Source organism: Arthrobacter sp. MSA 4-2 (assembly GCF_016405885.1).
Taxonomy (GTDB): domain Bacteria; phylum Actinomycetota; class Actinomycetes; order Actinomycetales; family Micrococcaceae; genus Arthrobacter_D.
Genome location: NZ_JAEKGC010000008.1, coordinates 63,648 through 81,568 on the forward strand (window position 1 = coordinate 63,648; position 17,921 = coordinate 81,568).

The 17,921-nt window shown below is 71.3% G+C and carries 17 protein-coding genes and 1 riboswitch; of the genes, 13 read left to right on the forward strand and 4 right to left on the reverse strand.

Translation table 11 applies throughout. The annotated features are described in order from the left end of the window. Window positions 1-84: 84 nt before the first annotated feature. Both I6N91_RS10470 and I6N91_RS10475 read right to left on the reverse strand, forming a co-directional pair. Complete coding sequence (locus I6N91_RS10470) at window positions 85-795, reverse strand: hypothetical protein (protein WP_198812503.1); 711 nt, start codon at window positions 793-795, stop codon at window positions 85-87. A gap of 106 nt (window positions 796-901) precedes the next feature. Beyond that, the gene (locus I6N91_RS10475) at window positions 902-2,863 is read right to left on the reverse strand and encodes a DUF349 domain-containing protein (RefSeq protein WP_307843324.1); all 1,962 of its coding nucleotides are present in this window, start codon (window positions 2,861-2,863) and stop codon (window positions 902-904) included. Window positions 2,864-3,085: 222 nt separating this feature from the next. Between I6N91_RS10475 and hisS the strand changes: the two genes are divergently transcribed. Continuing rightward, complete coding sequence (gene hisS, locus I6N91_RS10480) at window positions 3,086-4,417, forward strand: histidine--tRNA ligase (protein ID WP_198812504.1); 1,332 nt, start codon at window positions 3,086-3,088, stop codon at window positions 4,415-4,417. Window positions 4,418-4,555: 138 nt separating this feature from the next. On the opposite strand, the gene I6N91_RS10485 is transcribed toward hisS, so the two are convergent. Then, window positions 4,556-5,842 carry an APC family permease gene (locus I6N91_RS10485; protein ID WP_198812505.1) on the reverse strand — a complete coding sequence of 429 codons (1,287 nt, stop codon included), beginning with the start codon at window positions 5,840-5,842 and terminating at the stop codon, window positions 4,556-4,558. 182 nt (window positions 5,843-6,024) lie between these two features. Here I6N91_RS10485 and aspS point away from each other — a divergent pair, with 182 nt between their 5' ends. From aspS to hisF, 9 genes are all read left to right on the forward strand, one after another. Beyond that, complete coding sequence (aspS, locus tag I6N91_RS10490; protein WP_198812506.1) at window positions 6,025-7,833, forward strand: aspartate--tRNA ligase; 1,809 nt, start codon at window positions 6,025-6,027, stop codon at window positions 7,831-7,833. Window positions 7,834-8,483: 650 nt separating this feature from the next. Continuing rightward, window positions 8,484-8,626: riboswitch (FMN riboswitch) on the forward strand. A gap of 133 nt (window positions 8,627-8,759) precedes the next feature. Then, on the forward strand, window positions 8,760-9,449 hold the full coding sequence (gene pnuC, locus I6N91_RS10495; protein ID WP_198812507.1) for a nicotinamide riboside transporter PnuC: 690 nt from the start codon (window positions 8,760-8,762) through the stop codon (window positions 9,447-9,449). Continuing rightward, window positions 9,446-10,672 (forward strand): bifunctional diaminohydroxyphosphoribosylaminopyrimidine deaminase/5-amino-6-(5-phosphoribosylamino)uracil reductase RibD, encoded by a 1,227-nt coding sequence (gene ribD / locus I6N91_RS10500; RefSeq protein ID WP_307843325.1) that lies wholly within the window; start codon window positions 9,446-9,448, stop codon window positions 10,670-10,672. The genes pnuC and ribD overlap by 4 nt, the downstream gene beginning before the upstream one ends. Window positions 10,673-10,675: 3 nt before the next feature. Further along, window positions 10,676-11,302 carry a riboflavin synthase gene (locus I6N91_RS10505; protein WP_198812603.1) on the forward strand — a complete coding sequence of 209 codons (627 nt, stop codon included), beginning with the start codon at window positions 10,676-10,678 and terminating at the stop codon, window positions 11,300-11,302. Then, the gene (gene ribB / locus I6N91_RS10510; protein WP_198812508.1) at window positions 11,299-11,979 is read left to right on the forward strand and encodes a 3,4-dihydroxy-2-butanone-4-phosphate synthase; all 681 of its coding nucleotides are present in this window, start codon (window positions 11,299-11,301) and stop codon (window positions 11,977-11,979) included. Before I6N91_RS10505 ends, ribB begins: the two co-directional genes overlap by 4 nt. Beyond that, window positions 11,976-12,458 carry a 6,7-dimethyl-8-ribityllumazine synthase gene (ribH, locus tag I6N91_RS10515; RefSeq protein ID WP_198812509.1) on the forward strand — a complete coding sequence of 161 codons (483 nt, stop codon included), beginning with the start codon at window positions 11,976-11,978 and terminating at the stop codon, window positions 12,456-12,458. The genes ribB and ribH overlap by 4 nt, the downstream gene beginning before the upstream one ends. Before the next feature lie 82 nt (window positions 12,459-12,540). Continuing rightward, window positions 12,541-12,804 carry a phosphoribosyl-ATP diphosphatase gene (locus tag I6N91_RS10520; RefSeq protein WP_133404667.1) on the forward strand — a complete coding sequence of 88 codons (264 nt, stop codon included), beginning with the start codon at window positions 12,541-12,543 and terminating at the stop codon, window positions 12,802-12,804. 55 nt (window positions 12,805-12,859) lie between these two features. Beyond that, the gene (gene hisG, locus I6N91_RS10525; protein WP_198812510.1) at window positions 12,860-13,705 is read left to right on the forward strand and encodes an ATP phosphoribosyltransferase; all 846 of its coding nucleotides are present in this window, start codon (window positions 12,860-12,862) and stop codon (window positions 13,703-13,705) included. A gap of 9 nt (window positions 13,706-13,714) precedes the next feature. Then, window positions 13,715-14,485 (forward strand): imidazole glycerol phosphate synthase subunit HisF, encoded by a 771-nt coding sequence (gene hisF, locus I6N91_RS10530; protein WP_120169168.1) that lies wholly within the window; start codon window positions 13,715-13,717, stop codon window positions 14,483-14,485. 57 nt (window positions 14,486-14,542) lie between these two features. On the opposite strand, the gene I6N91_RS10535 is transcribed toward hisF, so the two are convergent. Continuing rightward, the gene (locus I6N91_RS10535; protein ID WP_198812605.1) at window positions 14,543-15,187 is read right to left on the reverse strand and encodes a TIGR03085 family metal-binding protein; all 645 of its coding nucleotides are present in this window, start codon (window positions 15,185-15,187) and stop codon (window positions 14,543-14,545) included. A 79-nt stretch (window positions 15,188-15,266) separates the two neighbouring features. On the opposite strand from I6N91_RS10535, the gene hisI reads away from it, so the two are divergent. The 3 genes from hisI to I6N91_RS10550 are packed head-to-tail and all read left to right on the forward strand — an operon-like array spanning window position 15,267 to window position 17,897. Continuing rightward, window positions 15,267-15,728, forward strand: coding sequence for a phosphoribosyl-AMP cyclohydrolase (hisI, locus tag I6N91_RS10540; RefSeq protein ID WP_198812511.1), 462 nt, complete (start codon window positions 15,267-15,269; stop codon window positions 15,726-15,728). Between the two features lie 4 nt (window positions 15,729-15,732). After that, window positions 15,733-17,301: an anthranilate synthase component I gene (locus I6N91_RS10545; RefSeq protein WP_198812512.1), complete on the forward strand. Its 1,569-nt coding sequence runs from the start codon at window positions 15,733-15,735 to the stop codon at window positions 17,299-17,301. Continuing rightward, window positions 17,298-17,897 (forward strand): Trp biosynthesis-associated membrane protein, encoded by a 600-nt coding sequence (locus I6N91_RS10550; RefSeq protein ID WP_198812513.1) that lies wholly within the window; start codon window positions 17,298-17,300, stop codon window positions 17,895-17,897. Before I6N91_RS10545 ends, I6N91_RS10550 begins: the two co-directional genes overlap by 4 nt. Window positions 17,898-17,921: the final 24 nt, after the last annotated feature.

The following is a 17,921-nucleotide window of genomic DNA, read 5'->3' on the forward strand; positions in this document are numbered from 1 at the left end:
ACGGTCCCGGCTGCCCGGCGCCCGATACTCTGTGACGGATGCCTGGTGACGGATGCCTGGTGACGGATGCCTGGTGACGGATGCCTATGCCCGCCGCCCCGCATGAGGCGTTTCGGGTGGGGCGCCGTCCCGGGCACCCATGCCGTCCGTCCGGGCCTGCCCGAGCCGGGCGAGGGCACGGGCCTTGCCCGGCACCCTGCGCGTGCTCGCCAGGGCCGCCTCCACCAGCCGAAGCGGACACTCGAGCCCCGGAGCGGAGGCCAGGGCGGCCAGGATGTCGACGGCGGTCGCCTCGGGCCCGTGGATCGCGACGTCCAGGGCAGTGCGCAGCGGCGTCGTCACCGGCACGCCGCCGACGAGGTTGACGTCAAAGGGCCCAAGCGCCACCTGGTGCATCGTGGTGGCACCGAACGCCGGGACCGCGGTGGTGCGGCGGCGGTGGTCCGTGACCACGCTCAGCAGCGGCGGCGGCGGTGCACACCCGTACACCCAGGCTGCGCATTGACGGGCCAGCGCCACCCGGCCGCGCAGCGGTGCCGGAAGCGCGTTCGCGGCGGCACGGGCACGCGCCGCCGCATCCTCCGGGCAGTCGGTGCGCCGGTAGGTCTCCCGGTAGACCCGCCGGACCAGGCCGTCGAGCGTCATTCCCTGAAGCTCGACGGCGCTGAAGAACTCGCCGGCGTGGAAGAGCACGGCCTCGCCGGGCGGCTGCCGCACAGCGGGACCGGCACGCGCCCACGTGTCCCGAACGACCCGGACGGGCGGAACAGCGGAACCGGTGCTCAGCGGTGACATCTCTCAAGCATTCCGAATCCCGCACGGCAGGCAAAAGCCCCCGGGGCCCGATGTGGAAAACCGGGCTCCGGGGGCTTTCGTTTGGACCTGACCTAGGAATTGCGTGCTAGGAGAAGTCCTGGGCCGACCGCTGAAGCATCTCGAGCCACTGCTCGCGGGCGGAGAGGGCTTCCTTCGCAGTGGAGATCCGCTTGGCGTCACCGGCCTTTTCGGCCGCCGTAAGGTCATCCTTCAACGTCGCGATGGTGGCCTGCAGCTGGCTCAGCGCACTGTTGGTGCGGGCCTTCGTCTCGGGATTCGTCTTGTGCCAGTGCTCGTCCTCGGCAGCCTTGACGGCGTCCTCAACGCGGCGCAGGCCGGCGTCCATCCTTCCGATGTCGGCGCGCGGCACCTTGCCCGCCTCCTCCCAGCGGTCCCGGATCGACTGCAGCGTCTTCTTGGCCACGGCGACGTCCTTCACCGGCAGCAGCGCGGTGGCCTCCTTCAGGAGTGCCTCCTTGGCTACCAGGTTTGCGCCGTACTCCTCGTCGACCGCTTCGTTGGCCGACTTGCGGGCCTCGAAGAAACGGTCCTGAGCGGCGCGGAAACGCGCCCACAGGGCGTCGTCGTCCTTGCGGCTGGCCCGCTTCGAGGCCTTCCACTCGTCCATGAGGCGGCGGTATTCGGCCGCGGTCGCGCCCCAGTCGGTTGAACTTGAGAGGCTTTCGGCGCGGGCGATCAGCGCCTCCTTGGCGCGCTTGGCCTCGGCGTTGTCGCTGTCCAACTGGGAGAAGTACGCGCGGCGGTGCCGGTCGAAGATCGTTCGGGCGGAGCGGAAGCGCTTCCAGAGGGCGTCCTCGGTGCCTCGGCCCAGCCGCGGCCCGTTCTTCTGCGCGGCCTTCCACAGCTCGAACAGCTCGTTCATGCGGGTGCTGCTGACCTTCCACTGGACGGTCGCCGGGTCGCGGCCCGCCAGTTCCTCCGCCTCGGCGACGATCGCCTCGCGGGCGGCAAGTTCCTTGGCCTTGAGCTCGTCCTGGGCGGCCCGCTCGGCCTTCTCAAGACCCGTGATCGCCTCGGTCAGTGCGTCGATGCGCGCCTCGAGGGCCGCGACGTCGCCGACGAGCTTGCGCTCGGCCACCTGGCTGCGCAGGTGCTTGGCGGTCTTCAGCATTTCCGCCGACGGCGCCTTGCCCTTGACGCGCTGCTCAAGCAGCGCGACCTGGCTGACGACGTCGTCATACTTCTTCACGAAGTAGGCGAGGGCTTCCTCGCGGGAAGCATCGGGGTACTGGCCGACCGGGTGCTCCTCGCCGTTGAGGAGCAGGAAGACGTGTCCGTCGTCCTCGACCCGGGCGAACTTCTCCGCCTCGGCCAGCGGCGTGCTGTGTGCCGGGGGGACGGCCAGCGGGGTCTGGGCCTTCTTCAGCGGCCGCGGCGCCATCGCTGTCGGCAAGGGAGCGCGCGGGGCGGCGGGTGCGGCGGGGGCGGCGGGCCTTACCGGGGCAACGGGTGCTGCCGGGGCGGGGCTTTCCGCGGCCGGGGCAGCTGGGCTCTCCGCGGCCGGTGCCGGGGCTGCTGGGCTCTCCGCGGCCGGTGCCTCTGGAGCTGCCGTCGTGTCCGTAGCGGCCGGCGTCTCTGGAGCTGCATCGGGGGCCGGTGTCTCTGGAGCGGCCGAGGTGTCCGTAACGGCCGGGGTCTCTGGAGCTGCCGTGGTGTCGGTGGCCTCGGTTCCCGGGGTGGCCGAGGTGTCCGTAACGGCCGGGGTCTCTGGAGCTGCCGTGGTGTCGGTGGCCTCGGTTCCCGGGGCGGCCGAGGTGTCCGCAGCGGCAGCGGTCTCTGGAGCGGCCGAGGTGTCCGCAGCGGCAGGGGTCTCCGGAGCTGCCTGGGAGTCGGTGGCCTCGGTTCCCGGGGCGGCCGGGATCTGCTCCCCGGCGGCCGGGGCGGCGTCGGCCGGACCCACAGCGGCGGGGGTGTCGGCGCTGGCGGTCTCCTCCGCTGGCTCGTCAACGGCGGAATCCACGCTGGGGTCCTGGGCCACTGATTCGTCGTTGATGGTCATTTCGTCGGATTGCTGACTGTCTGTCACCGCTATAAGTCTTTCGCTCGATGGATGGCACGGACCGGTCCGCCGCCATTTCGTTCAGAGATAAGGAGTCTATCGTTCCGGGGGCCGCAGGGGTTCCGTGTGTAGCGGTGCACTTCCGCGGGCCTTCGCCGCGTTTTCGCAGGGCACCCGCTCAGCCCCTAAAATGAGTGCCGCACCGGTGGAAGCGCCTCCCTGGCTGCATCGATCAAGGAGAATCGCCCCATGGCTCGTAAGGCATCACTGTCCGGCTTCCCGGAATGGCTTCCGCAAGAGCGGCTGATCGAGCTGCATGTGCTTGACACCCTGCGCCGCGTGTTCGATCTTCACGGCTTCTCCAACATCGAAACCCGGGCCGTTGAGACGGTCGACCAGCTGCTCCGCAAGGGCGAGATCGATAAGGAGGTCTACGCCGTCTCCCGCCTGCAGGCCGATGAGGCCTCCGCGTCGGAGGCGGGCCTGGCCCTTCACTACGACCTCACCGTGCCGTTCGCCCGCTACGTCGTCGAGAACGCGGGCCACCTCGCCTTCCCCTTCCGCCGTTCGCAGATCCAGAAGTGCTGGCGGGGGGAGCGGCCGCAGGAGGGGCGGGCCAGAGAGTTCACGCAGGCCGACATCGACGTAGTCGGCGACGGCGTCCTGCCGTTCCGGTACGACGTAGAACTGGCCCTGGTGGTCGTCGAGGCGCTCGGCGCGCTGCCCATTCCCGACTTCACGCTGCGGGTCAACAACCGCAAGCTCGCCGAGGGGTTCTACAGGGGCATCGGGCTCACCGATACCGCCTCGGTGCTGCGCAGCATCGACAAGCTGGAGAAGATCGGCGCCGCCAAGGTGGGGCAGTTGCTGCGTGAGGAGCTCGGTGCCACCGACGCCCAGGTCGACGCCGCCCTCACCCTCGCCGCGATCCGCACCCCCGATACCTCCTTCGTGGCGCAGGTGAGGGCGCTCGGGGTGTCCGACGACCTGCTGGAGGAAGGCCTGACCGAGCTCGAGCAGGTTATCGCCGAGGCGTCCAAACGGGCGCCGGGGCGCGTCGTGGCGGACCTGAGCATCGCCCGCGGCCTCGACTACTACACCGGCACCGTCTACGAGACCGTCCTCAACGGCCACGAAAGCCTCGGCTCCATCTGCTCCGGCGGGCGTTACGACAGCCTGGCGGCGAAGGGCAACCGCACCTTCCCCGGCGTCGGGCTGTCAATTGGCGTCACGCGGATCGTCTCCCGAATTCTGAGCCAGGACTTCGCGGCGGCCTCCCGGCAGGTTCCCACGGCCGTCCTGGTGACCCTTGCCGACGAGGATTCCTGGTCGGCCGCGCAGGACGTCGCCGCGTCGCTCCGGGCCCGGGGCATCTCCGCCGAAGTGGCTGCCAGTGCCGAGAAGTTCGGCAAGCAGATCAAGTTCGCCGACCGCCGCGGCATCCCGTTTGTCTGGTTCACCGGCGCCGATGGCACCCACGAGGTCAAGGACATCCGTTCCGGGGCGCAGGAGGCCGCCGATCCGGATTCGTGGACCCCGCCGGCCGAGGATCTGGCCCCGCGGGTGCTGCGCGTCTCCTAGAGCCGCCGCCGCACCCGGAGACGACCGCCGCACCCGAAAACGACAGGCGGGCCCGTTATATGCGGCCCGGATGTCGCATTCGGGTCCGTTTTTCGCCGTCGGACGTTCTCAGCGCGAGGTCAGCGGCCTACGGCAGAGTCAGCCGCGGGTGCCCGGCCGGTTCCGCCGCCCGAGCACGACGGCGCGGCCCGCAACGCCGACCGCGAGGATCGCCGTCATGGTCAGCACCGAGGTCACGGGCAGCGTGAACGCCAACAGCAGGCACCCCGCGGCGCCGACGACGTTCAGGATCCTCGGGGCATACCACTGGCGCTGGGTGAGCGTCAGGGCCGCGACATTCGCCACCGCGTAGTACAGCAGCACGCCGAAGCTCGAGAAACTGACGACGGTGAGAACATCCGTCGTCAGCAGCAGGACGACCACGACGACGGCGGTGGCGGTATCCGCGGCCCACGGCACCCCGAACCGGGACCAGATCCCAGCGAGGGCGCGGGGCAGGTCGCCCTCCCGTGCCATGGCGAGGGTCGTGCGGCCAACCCCGGCGATCAGCGCCAGCAGGGCACCCAGGCTCGCAAGGGCGGCGGCCAGCGTCACGGCCAGCACCGCGGTCCCGGCGGCGCTTCCCCCGGGCCCCCCGCCGGCATCACCGGCCGCCAGCACGGCGTCGCGCAGGGGTGCCGCGGAATCGCCCAGCGGCCCGGCGCCCAGGGCGGTGAGCAGCGCGGCGGCGAGGACGAGGTAGAGCACGAGGGTGAACCCGAGGGCACCGAAGATGGCCCGCGGGATGTTCTTGCCGGGCTCGCGCACCTCCTCGCCCATGGTGGCGATCCGGGCATACCCGGCGAACGCGAAGAACAGCAGGCCGGCCGCCTGAAGCACGCCCCACGGCCCTCCGGCCGGCGGCGTCCACGGCTGCGGGGCCGACGGTCCGGAGAAGGCCACGACGGCGGCGAAGGCCAGGACCGGCACCACCAGGGCGACGACGGCCCGCGTCATCAGGGCGGTGCGGGTGACGCCGAGCAGGTTGACCGCCGTCAGCCCCACGACGGCGGCAACCGCGGCCGGGGTCTCGTAACCGGGGGCGGCGTACAGCCCGAAGGTGAAGGCCATGGCCGCGCAGGAGGCCAGCTTGCCCGTGACGAAGCTCCAGCCGGCGATGAAGCCCGGCCACGGCCCCAGCTGGCGCCTGCCGTAGATGTAGGTGCCGCCGCTCGAGGGGTGCACGGTGGCCAGGGCGGCACTGGCAGCGGCGTTGCAGTAGGCGACGAACCCGGCCAGCACGACGGCGGCGGGAAGCAGGCTGCCGGCGGCCGCCGCGGCCGGACCGAAGACGACGAAGACGCCGGCACCGATCATCGACCCGATGCCAACGGTTGTGGCATCGAACCCGCCCATCGAACGCCGCAGCCCCGGAACGTTGCTCATCTTCAGTGCCCTCTCGTGGAACGCGGCGCGGTGGCCGCCGGACCGCCGTGCCGGGCAGGACCGCCGGTTATGGCGCGGCTGCTGGCCGGGACAGCTGCGGTTGACCGGTAAACTCGGACACGTTTGATCTAACACTAGGCAGGTGAACATTCGCCTGCGGTACTTCTGTAGGAAGGAATGCTGTGCTGCGCACGCATGAACTCGGCTCGCTCGGATCCGGGCACATTGGACAGACCGTCACCCTGACCGGCTGGGTGGCCCGGCGCCGGGACCACGGCGGCGTTGCCTTCCTCGACCTCCGGGACGCCTCGGGCGTGGCCCAGGTCGTCGTCCGCGAGGAGGAGGTCTTCCATTCCCTCCGCAACGAGTACGTCCTGCAGATCACCGGCACGGTGCAGAAGCGTCCCGAGGGCAATGAGAACCCCGCCCTGGCCACCGGCGAGATCGAGGTGATGGCCGATAAGGTTGTCGTCCTCAACACGGCCGATCCGCTGCCGTTCCAGATCGACGAGCATGTCGAGGTCGGCGAGGAGGCGCGCCTGAAGCACCGCTACCTCGACCTGCGCCGCCCCGCACCGCAGAAGAACCTGCGCCTGCGCTCCGAGGCCAGCCGGGTGGCCCGCGAACTGCTTCATGCCGACGGCTACGTCGAAATCGAGACTCCGACCCTCACCCGCTCCACCCCCGAGGGTGCGCGCGACTTCCTGGTGCCTGCCCGCCTGGCCCCCGGATCCTGGTATGCCCTGCCGCAGTCGCCGCAGCTGTTCAAGCAGCTGCTGCAGGTCGGCGGGTTCGAGAAGTACTACCAGATCGCGCGCTGCTACCGGGACGAGGACTTCCGCGCCGACCGCCAGCCCGAGTTCACCCAGCTGGACATCGAGGCGAGCTTCGTCGAGGAGGACGACATTATTGCCCTCGGCGAGCAGCTGATCACCCGGCTGTGGAAGCTCATCGACGTCGAAATCCCCACGCCGATCCGCCGGATGACCTACGCCGACGCCATGGCCAAGTACGGCTCCGACAAGCCCGACCTGCGCTTCGGGCTCGAGCTCACCGAACTCACCGAGTTCTTCAAGGACACCGGCTTCGGCGTCTTCAAGGCCCCCTACGTCGGCGCCGTCGTCATGCCCGGGGGAGCCTCCCAGCCCCGCCGCACGCTCGACGCCTGGCAGGAATTCGCCAAGCAGCGCGGCGCCAAGGGCCTCGCATACGTCCTGATCGACGACGACGGCAGCCTGCGCGGCCCGGTCGCGAAGAACCTCAACGACGCCGAACGCGAAGGCCTCGCCGCCGCGGTCGGGGCGAACCCGGGTGACTGCATCTTCTTCGCCGCCGGCGAGAAAACCTCCTCCCGCGCACTGCTCGGAGCAGCACGCGTCGAGATCGGCCACCGGACCGGACTGATCAAGGACGGCGACTGGGCCTTCGTCTGGGTAGTCGACGCACCTATGTTCGAACCCGCCTCCGCCGCGGTGGCTGCGGGCGACGTCGCCGTCGGCGCCGGCGCCTGGACCGCGGTGCACCACGCGTTCACCTCGCCCAAGCCCGAGTTCATGGACACCTTCGACACGGATCCCGAGAACGCACTGGCCTACGCGTACGACATCGTCTGCAACGGCAACGAGCTCGGCGGGGGATCGATCCGTATCCACCGCCGCGACATCCAGGAGCGCGTCTTCGCCGTCATGGGTCTGAGCGCCGAGGAGGCCCAGGAGAAGTTCGGGTTCCTGCTTGAAGGCTTCAAGTACGGCGCGCCTCCCCATGGCGGCATCGCGCTGGGCTGGGACCGGGTCGTCTCGCTGCTCGCGGGGACCGACTCGATCCGCGACGTCATCGCGTTCCCGAAGTCCGGCGGCGGGTACGATCCGCTGACCGCCGCTCCGGCGCCGATCACGCCCCAGCAGCGCAAGGAAGCCGGGGTAGACGCCCGTCCGAAGTCGGCCGAGCCGTCGAAGCCGGCCGAAGGCAAGACCGCGCCCGCGGAGGCCTAGCCCCCTGCCCAGGGGACCCGACGCGCGGCCTCCAGGGCCCGCCGGCTCGGATCCCTAACCCCGGCCCAGGGGACCCGACGCGCGGTCCATGAGGCCAGCCCGCTCGATTGTGCAGCTCACCACGTTTCCGGCTCCCGGAAGCGGGGTGAGCTGCAGTTTCGGCGGGCATTCCTGCTTCCGCCCGGCCCCTGCCTTATTCGCGCCGTCGCCCGCCGTCGCCCGCCGTCGCCCGCCGCCGCCCGCCGTCGCCCCAGTCGCCGCCCCGCCGCTACCCGCCACCCAGCCGCCACCCGCCACCCGCCACCCGGCACCCGGCCGAGTGTGCAGCTCACCACGTTATACAGCCGGGCAAGCGTGGTGAGCTGCAGTTTCGGCGCGGGGGAGCGGGGGCTGTACGCGGGCCTCGAAGGCGCCTGCGGGACCGAAGGGCATACCCGCATTCCGCCCGCAACGGGTGTGCTGTTCGCCACATCTCCACATCGAAAAAGGGGAGTGAGCCGCCGTTTTGGCGAGCAGGAGCATGGCAGGATGTCGGATTTCGCGCGGTTCTTTGAGCTTCTTCGGCCGCGGCCCGTCGGGAACCTCCGGCCGGTCGTCACTGGGAGGGAAATAACGCGGCCGGGTCCCGCGTTGTGGAAGAATCATACAAGTACGTGCTCCGGGGTCGGTGTAATTCCGAACCGGCGGTTATAGTCCGCGACCCGGTGGTGACTGCGCATCCGCGCGGGAGCCCTCGGTTGAGCCGGTGAAATTCCGGCACCGACAGTTAAAGTCTGGATGGGAGAAGCACGAACAGCAGGACGTCGCGGATGCGTCCCCTCCTTAGGGGAACATGCCGCGAAGGTCCACGTTGGCGGCTCCGCCACGCGTGGCCTGAGTCGCTTCAGCTGTCGTCACCCCGAGCCGTTGAGACGGTTAGGAACGACATGGATTTACTTCAGTGGCTCTTCGAAGCCCGCATCCCCGTCGGCAGCAGTTCCCTGCTGCTGCGTGAGGTCATTGGAAACGTTTTCGGCCTGCTCAGCGTCCTGGGCGGCATGCGCCGGCGCGTCTGGGCCTGGCCCGTCGGCATCGTGGGCAACGTCCTGCTCCTGACCGTCTTCCTCGGCTCTGCCTTCGGCGGCGCCGGCACCGTTGACCTCCTCGGCCAGGCCGGCCGCCAGGTGATGTTCATCGTCGTCTCGGTCTACGGCTGGCGCCAGTGGCAGGCACGCCGGCAGGCCGCCGGCTCGGCCGTCACCCCCCGCTGGGCCTCCAGCCGGGCGCGCATCGGGCTGGTCGCCGGGATGATCCTCGGCACCGTGGCCCTCACCCCGTTGTTCCGTGCCCTGGGCTCGTACGAGCCGGTATGGGCCGACGCCTGGACCTTCGTCGGCTCCCTGCTGGCCACCTTCGGCATGGCCAAGGGCTGGGTCGAATTCTGGCTGATCTGGGTCGCCGTGGACATCGTCGGGGTTCCCCTGCTCTTCAGCGCCGGCTACTACGCCAGCGCCGTGATGTACCTGATCTACGGAGCCTTCACCATTATCGGATTCGCCGTGTGGACCCGCGAGCGCCGGCGGGCGGAGGCCCGGCTGGTGTCCGCCGTCGATGCCCCGGTGAAGCAGATCCAGTGACGCCAGCAGCACAGGATCCGCAGGTAGGGGACCCGGCCGGGGCGGACCCGGCCGAGGTCCGCGCCATGGACCGCGCCCTCGAACTCGCCGCAGAGGGAGTGCGGGGGGCCAACCCCCTGGTCGGCGCCGTCGTGCTGAGCTCCGAAGGGCAGGTGCTCGGCTCCGGATACCACCGCGGGGCCGGTACGCCCCACGCCGAGGTCGCCGCCCTGGCCGACGCCCGCTCCCGCGGCGCGGATCCGGCCGGCGGCACCATGGTTGTGACCCTCGAACCGTGCAACCACCAGGGACGCACCGGGCCCTGTTCCGCGGCCATTCACGAGGCGGGCATCCGCAGGGTGGTCTTCGCCGCCCCCGACCGCACGGCCCAGGCCGCCGGAGGCGCCCGCTGGCTTCGAGACCGCGGCGTCGAGACCGACGGCGGGCTCCGCCAGGCCGAGTCCGAACACCTCAACGGCCGGTGGCTGCGCGCCACCGCCGAATCCCGGCCCTTCGTCACCCTCAAGACCGCGTCGAGCCTCGACGGCCGCGTCGCGGCGGCCGACGGAACGAGCCAGTGGATCACCGGCACCCAGGCCCGCGCCGACGGCCACGCCATCCGCGCCCGGGTCGACGCCGTCCTCGCCGGCACCGGCACGGTGCTCGCAGACAACCCGCGCCTGACCGCCCGGCCGGTCCCTACGGACGACGACGGAGCAGCCGGGAGCACACCCCCGGCCCAGCCGCTGCGCGCCGTCATGGGGCTGCGCCCGGTACCCCAGGACGCTGCCGTGCGCGGACCGGGCTTCCTCCAGCTGGCCACCCACGATGTCCCCGCGGCCCTGGCCGAACTGCACGGCCGCGGTGCCCGCCACGTCCTCGTCGAGGGAGGCCCCAGAATCGCCGGTGCGTTCCTGGCGACGGGGGCCGTGGATGAGCTCGTCAGCTACATCGCGCCGGTGGTGCTGGGGGAGGGGACGCCGATGTTCCCGCCGGTCGGCGTGCCGACGCTGGCCGCCGCGCACCGGTGGGTCCCCGACCCGGCCGGCGGAGGCGCCGTCACCCAGCTCGGGCCGGACGTGCGCCTGCGACTGCGCCCCGCCGACGACGACAACGACGGCGACGACGACGGCACCGCAGCCGACCGCACCGCACCCGCAAGCACCGCAGCCGCAACCACCTCCGCCGGCACCACGACCGGCACACCGGCAACCCCGTCCACCCCCCAGCACAACCAGGAGTAAGCCATCTTCACCGGAATCGTTTCAGAACAGGGACGCGTCGTCTCCCTCGACCTCGCCGCCGACGGGGAAAGCGCGGTGCTCGTCTTCGAGGCCGCCGCGACCGGCACCGACCTCACCCCGGGTGCCTCGATCGCCGTCAACGGGGTCTGCCTCACGGCGGTCCAGCTCGACGGCGCCCGGGTGGCGGTCGACGTCATGGGCGAGACCCTGCGCCGCACCACCACCGGAACCCTCACGCCGGGGGCGCCGGTGAACCTGGAACGCTGCGTCCCCGCCGGAGGCCGACTCGACGGGCACGTCGTCCAGGGCCACGTCGACGGTCTCGGCGTGCTGCGCGAACGCGAGGACCTCGGGGCGTGGCACCGCCTCCGCTTCTCGCTGCCCGCCTCCCTGGCCCGCTATGCGGCCGAGAAGGGTTCGATCGCGATCGACGGCGTCTCCCTGACGGTGACCGCGGTGAGCGCCCCCGAGGAGCAGGACCCCTGGTTCGAAGTGGGCCTGATCCCCACCACCCTCGCGGAGACCGGCCTCGGAACCAAGGTGCCCGGAGACTCGGTCAACCTGGAGATGGACGTGCTGGCCAAGTACACCGAACGCCTGCTCGGCTTCGCCCGCGGAGCGGCCACGTGACCTTCGGAGCCGCCCCGGTGCGGCTCGACGGGATCGACGCGGCGGTCGCGGCCATCGCGGCCGGGGGAGCCGTCGTCGTGGTCGATGACGCCGACCGTGAAAATGAAGGCGACATCATCTTCGCCGCCGAAGCCGCAACGCCGGCGCTGATGGGCTGGACCATCCGGTACACCTCGGGCGTGCTGTGCGTTCCACTCGAGCAGGCGGCAGCCGACCGCCTGAACCTGCCGCCGATGACCGCGGTCAACGAGGACGCCAAGGGCACCGCGTACACGGTCTCCTGCGACGCGGCGGCCGGCGTCACCACCGGGATCAGCGCCGCCGACCGGGCCCGCACGGCCCGCGTGCTCGCCGATCCGGCCAGTTCCGCCGGGGACCTCACCCGCCCGGGTCACGTCTTCCCGCTGCGGGCCGCTCCCGGCGGCGTGCTCCAGCGCCCCGGCCACACGGAGGCGGGGATTGACCTGTGCAGGCTGGCGGGCCTGCAGCCGGCCGCGGTCATCTCCGAACTGGTCCACGACGACGGCGGCATGATGCGCCTGCCGGCCCTGCGGGCCTTCGCCGACGAGCATTCCCTTCCCCTGATTTCCATCGAGGACCTGACCGTTCACCTGCGGTCCGCGGGCACCACCGCGCCGTCCCCCACCCCCATAGAAACACCAAGGAGAACCCCATGAGCGGCCACGGAGCACCAGTTATCGACATCAGCGGCGTCAGCACGCAGGAGGCCCCGCTGAAACTGGCGGTCATCGCGGCGAGCTGGCACACCGAGATCATGGACGGGCTGCTCGACGGCGCCCGCCGCGCCGCCGCCGAGGCCGGGGTGGAGACCACCGAGGTGCGGGTCCCGGGCAGCTTCGAACTGCCGGTGGCAGCGGCGCGGATGGCACCACACTTCGACGCCGTCGTCGCGCTCGGGGTCGTCATCCGCGGCGGCACCCCGCACTTCGAGTACGTCTGCTCCGCGGCCACCGACGGCCTCACCGAGGTCAGCGTGCGCACCGGCGTGCCCGTCGGCTTCGGCGTGCTCACCTGCGACACCGAGCAGCAGGGCCTGGACCGCGCCGGGCTGCCCGGCTCCAAGGAGGACAAGGGCCACGAGGCGGTCACGGCGGCCCTCGCCGCTGCCGCCGCCCTGCGCCCCTGGAAGGTGTAACCGCGGCCCTGGGGCGGAGGTTTTAGTCACACCCCGCCCTCCGGATGCGGAACCCGGCGGGGAACCCAGTAACGTTGGCACGGTGAAAACCTTTGATTCCCTCTTCGAGGAGCTCAGCGCAAAGGCCACCGCCCGCCCCGCCGGGTCCAAGACCGTGGCCGAACTTGACTCCGGCGTCCACGGAATCGGCAAGAAGGTCGTCGAGGAAGCCGCCGAGGTGTGGATGGCCGCCGAATACGAGTCGAACGAGAATGCCGCCGAAGAGATCTCCCAGCTGCTCTACCACCTGCAGGTCCTCATGCTCGCCAAGGGCCTGACGCTCCAGGACGTCTACAAGCATCTGTAGCCGCACCGCGGCGCTGATCCCAGACCCCCCTCCTCTTCGAGCGAAAGACTCCCCAATGCTTCGAGTAGCAGTTCCCAACAAGGGCGCGCTGTCCGAATCGGCAACCGCCATGCTGGCCGAGGCCGGCTACCGCCAGCGCCGCGATCCGCGCGAACTGGTCCTGGTCGACCCGGACAACGACATCGAATTCTTCTTCCTCCGCCCCCGCGACATCGCCGTCTACGTCGGCTCCGGCACCCTCGACGTCGGCATCACCGGCCGCGACCTGCTGCTCGACGCGCAGGTCAAGGCCGAGGAGCTCCTGCAGCTCGGCTTCGGTGCCTCCACCTTCCGCTTCGCCGGGCCGGTGGGCGACTTCTCCTCCCTCGAGGAGCTCTCCGGCAAGCGCCTGGCCACCAGCTACGACGGGCTGCTGCGGGACTACCTCACCGAGCGCGGCGTGGACGCCACCGTGGTCCGCCTCGACGGCGCCGTGGAATCCTCGGTCCGCCTCGGGGTGGCCGACGCCATCGCCGACGTCGTCGAAACCGGGAGCACCCTCAAGGCCGCCGGGATGGAAATCTTCGGCGAGCCCATCCTGCGCAGCGAGGCGGTCCTGATCGGCCGGGCCGAAGGCGAGGCGCCCGCCGGGCTCGACGTCCTCCTGCGCCGGCTGCAGGGCGTGCTCGTGGCCCGCCAGTACGTGATGATGGACTACGACATCCGCAAGGAACTCGTCGACGAGGCCGCCGCCCTCACCCCGGGCCTCGAGTCGCCCACTATCTCCCCGCTGCGCGACTCCGACTGGGTCGCCGTGCGCTCCATGATCAAGCGCAACCAGACCAACCGGGTGATGGATGAGCTCTACGAGCTGGGCGCGCGCGCCATCCTCGTCAGCACCATCCACGCCTGCAGGATCTAGGGGGCTTCCGTGGCTGTCGCAATCCGTGTCATTCCCTGCCTCGACGTCGACGCCGGCCGCGTGGTGAAAGGCGTCAAGTTCGAGGACCTCCGCGACGCCGGCGACCCCGTGGAGCTGGCGCACCGCTATGACCGCGCCGGCGCGGACGAACTGACCTTCCTCGACGTCACCGCGTCCTCCTCCCAGCGGGAGACCACGTTCGACGTCGTCGGCCGCACCGCCGAAGAGGTCTTCATCCCGCTGACTGTCGGCGGAGGTGTCCGCAGCACCGCCGACGTCGACCGGCTGCTGCGCTACGGCGCCGACAAGGCCTCGATCAACACCGCCGCGGTGGCGGAGCCCGCCCTCATCGACGACATCACCCGGCACTTCGGCTCCCAGGTGCTGGTCCTCTCCCTCGACGCGCGCCGCACGCGGGACACGCAGACGCCGTCCGGCTTCGAGGTGACCACGCACGGCGGGCGCACCGGCACCGGGATCGACGCCGTCGCCTGGGCCCGGGAAGCCGCCGACCGCGGAGTCGGGGAGATCCTGCTCAACTCGATTGACGCCGACGGCACCAAGGACGGGTTCGATCTCGAACTGATCCGCGCGGTCCGCGCGGCGGTCGGGGTGCCGTTGATCGCCTCGGGCGGCGCGGGCGCACCGGAGCACTTCCCGCCGGCCGTTGCGGCCGGGGCCGATGCGGTGCTGGCGGCCTCGATCTTCCACTTCGGGCCTCCCGACGCCATCGCGCAGGTCAAGAAGGCCATCCGGGATGCCGGGTACCCCGTCCGCTAGGACCCCCGCCCGTTACCGGCAGGCAGGGAGCCCCGGGATCCGGCAGACCGGGATCGGTCAGGGCCCGACGTCGGCGCTTTCGAGCAGCGCGACGGCGTCGGGCCGGCCCTCGAAGGTAACCAGCGCCTGCCGCCGCCGCCCGTGGGCGTGGAGGAGCAGTTCTGAGGGTTCGCCGACGATCGCCACCGACACCGGCGCGCGGCGCGCCACGTGGCGGGGCCCGTCGGGGCGCACCAGCACGACGCCCACGTCCACTCCCCGGTAGAGCAGGGCGGCGCGCTTGATCAGTTCGGTCCACAGCGTCGACGAGTACCCCTCGTCAAGTGCGCGCGGCGCCCACCGGGTTCCGGCCCGCCGCACATCCTCGGTGTGGACGAAATACTCCACGAGGTTCGCATTCCGGGCGATCCCGCCGATCCGCAGGGGCGACAGCGCGGGAGGCCCGGCCCGGAACTTCTCCACCAGGGCGGTGTAGTCCTCCGGGGCCGCCGCGGCCTCGGCCGTCCTGCGCACCGCCCGGTCCGTGGCCGGCGCCAGCGGCTTCACCAGCAGGCCCAGCCCGTGGGCCGGCCGGTGCTCCCGCAGGTACAGGTGGGCCGCGAGTTCCCGGGTCCGCCACCCGTCGCAGAGCGTGGGGGAGTCCGGGCCTGCCGCCATCAGCGTTTCGGCCAGAACCTCGCGGGACGGAGTTACATAGCGCATCACTGGAAAAGCTAGCATGAAGCGGCCTTCGTGGGGGCGCTGCGCGGGGCGCGTTGGCGCGGCACTAGAATTGGTTCCGATGTCTTCTCCCCAGTCCGGCCCCCCGACCGCCGCGGACCCCGCCCTCCGCCTCGACCCCGACGTCGCTGCCGCGCTCAAGCGCGACGACGCCGGACTCGTCGCCGCCATCGTGCAGCAGTACGACACCCTCGAGGTGCTCATGCTTGGCTGGATGGACGAAGAGGCCCTGCGGCGCACCCTCACCACCGGCCGCGTCACCTTCTACTCCCGGTCCCGCCGGGAGTACTGGCGCAAGGGGGACACCTCCGGACACACGCAGTGGGTGAAGTCGGTGTCCCTCGACTGCGACGGCGACGCCCTGCTCGTGGCCGTCGACCAGGTCGGCGCGGCCTGCCACACCGGCACCCGCACCTGCTTTGACGGCCGGGAACTCGACGCCGTGACCGGCAGCCGGGACGACACCGTCCCCGCCGGAAACAGTGCCGCCCGAAGCAGCGCCGACGGAAGCAAGGAAGGCTAGTCGGATGCAGCAGCTCGGAACGATCAGCCCCACCCTCGAGGAGTTCCGCCGCCTGGCCGCGGACCGCCGGGTCATCCCGGTCTCGGTGAAGGTCCTGGCCGACGCCCACACGCCCATCGGGGTCTACCGGAGGCTGGCCGACGGCCGGCCGGGCACCTTCCTGATGGAGTCGGCCGCCGGCGGGGGAGTCTGGTCACGGTATTCGTTCATCGGCTCCAAGTCCCGGGCCACCCTGACCTCCCGCGGCGGCGAGGCGCACTGGTTGGGCGAACCGCCCGCCGGGGTCCCGACCTCCGGCAGCCCCGTGGACGCGGTCCGGCTCACCGTCGAGGCGCTGCGCACCGAACGCTTCCCCGGGCTTCCTCCGTTCACCTCCGGCCTCGTCGGATTCGTCGGCTGGGAGGCGGTCCGGCACTGGGAGCGACTGACCAGCCCGCCCGAGGACGACCTCAACCTTCCCGAACTGGCCATGTGCCTCGTCACCGACATGGCCATCCACGACAACTCGGAAGGCTCCCTCACCCTCGTCGCCAACGCCATCAACTTCGACGGCTCCGACGAGCGGGTGGACGAGGCCTGGCACGACGCCGTGGCGCGCCTCGACCGCATGCTCGCCGCCCTCGCCGAGCCCGCCGACCAGCCGGTCTCCGTGCTCGACGCCGCCCCCGCGGCGGAACTGATGCAGCGGGTCCGCGAACGCTGGGACGAACCGCTCTACCTTTCGGCCATCGAGCGCGGAAAGCAGGCGATCGTCGACGGCGACGTCTTCCAGGTGGTGATCTCGCGGCGCTTCGAACTCGACTGCGACGCCTCGGCGCTCGACGTGTACCGGATTCTGCGCACCACCAACCCGAGCCCCTACATGTACCTCTTCAGCCTCGAGGACGCCGACGGCAGGGAGTACTCGATCGTCGGATCCTCGCCCGAGGCCCTGGTCACGGTCACCGGGGACGAGGTCATCACCCACCCGATCGCCGGATCGCGCCCCCGCGGGGCCGGCCCGGAGGAGGACCGGGCGCTGGCGGAGGAACTGAAGGCCGACGACAAGGAAAAAGCCGAACATCTCATGCTCGTGGACCTGGCCCGCAACGACCTCTCGAAGGTCTGCCGGCCGGGCAGCGTCGACGTCACCCAGTTCATGGAGATCGAACGGTTCAGCCACATCATGCACCTGGTCTCCACCGTCGTCGGGCGCCTCGCTCCCGGTCGGAGCGCCTACGACGTCCTCGCGGCCACGTTCCCCGCCGGCACCCTCTCCGGGGCGCCCAAACCCCGGGCCCTGCGCCTGATCGATGAGCTCGAACCCCACCGGCGGGGCATCTACGGCGGCGTCGTCGGCTACCTCGACTTCGCCGGCGACATGGACCTGGCCATCGCCATCCGCTCCGCCCTGCTGCGCGACGGCAGGGCTTACGTGCAGTCCGGCGGCGGCATAGTCGCCGACTCCGTCCTCGCCGACGAGGCCCTCGAAACGGTCAATAAGGCCGCCGCCCCGCTCCGGGCCGCCCTGGCCGCCTCCGGCCTGCGCCCGGCCGGCAGCTCCGATCCCGTCTCTCCGGCGGCCGCGCGATGAGCGCCGACCGGCCCGCGCGGGGCCAGCGCCGTGGGACGGTGGTGCTCGTGATCGTGGCGGTGGCGCTGCTGGCCTTCGGCACCACCACCCAGACCTGGCTCGAGGTGCGCCTGCCCGAGGAGGCGGTGCAGACCCCTGACCTCGCCGTGCCCGGCAGCGAGGCCGCCACCCCGGTGAGCGCTTTCGCGCTGGTGGCCCTGGCCGCTGCCTTGGCCGTCTCCATCGCCGGACGGGTGGCGCGGTGGTTCGTGGCCGCGATCCTGCTCATCGCCGGCGGAGGCATCCTCCTGACCAGCATCCGCATCGCGCTCGACCCCGCCGCGGCCGCCGCCCCCGCCATCGGTGAGGCCATCGGCATCAGCGGCGGCGCCGGCGCGTCGGCCACCGCCACCGCCCTGCCCTGGCTGGCCGCCGTCAGCGGGCTGCTCCTTGCCGCCGCGGCGGTCTGGGTGGCCCTGGTGGGCCGGCGCTGGGAGCAGGCCCGGCGCTACGAGAGGACCACCGGGCCGGCTCCGGCGGCCCGGGCGGCGTCCTCCCACGCCACGGACATCGACAGCTGGGACCAGCTCACGCACGGAGAGGACCCGACCCGCTGACTCCGGCCCCGGAGGCCGGACGTG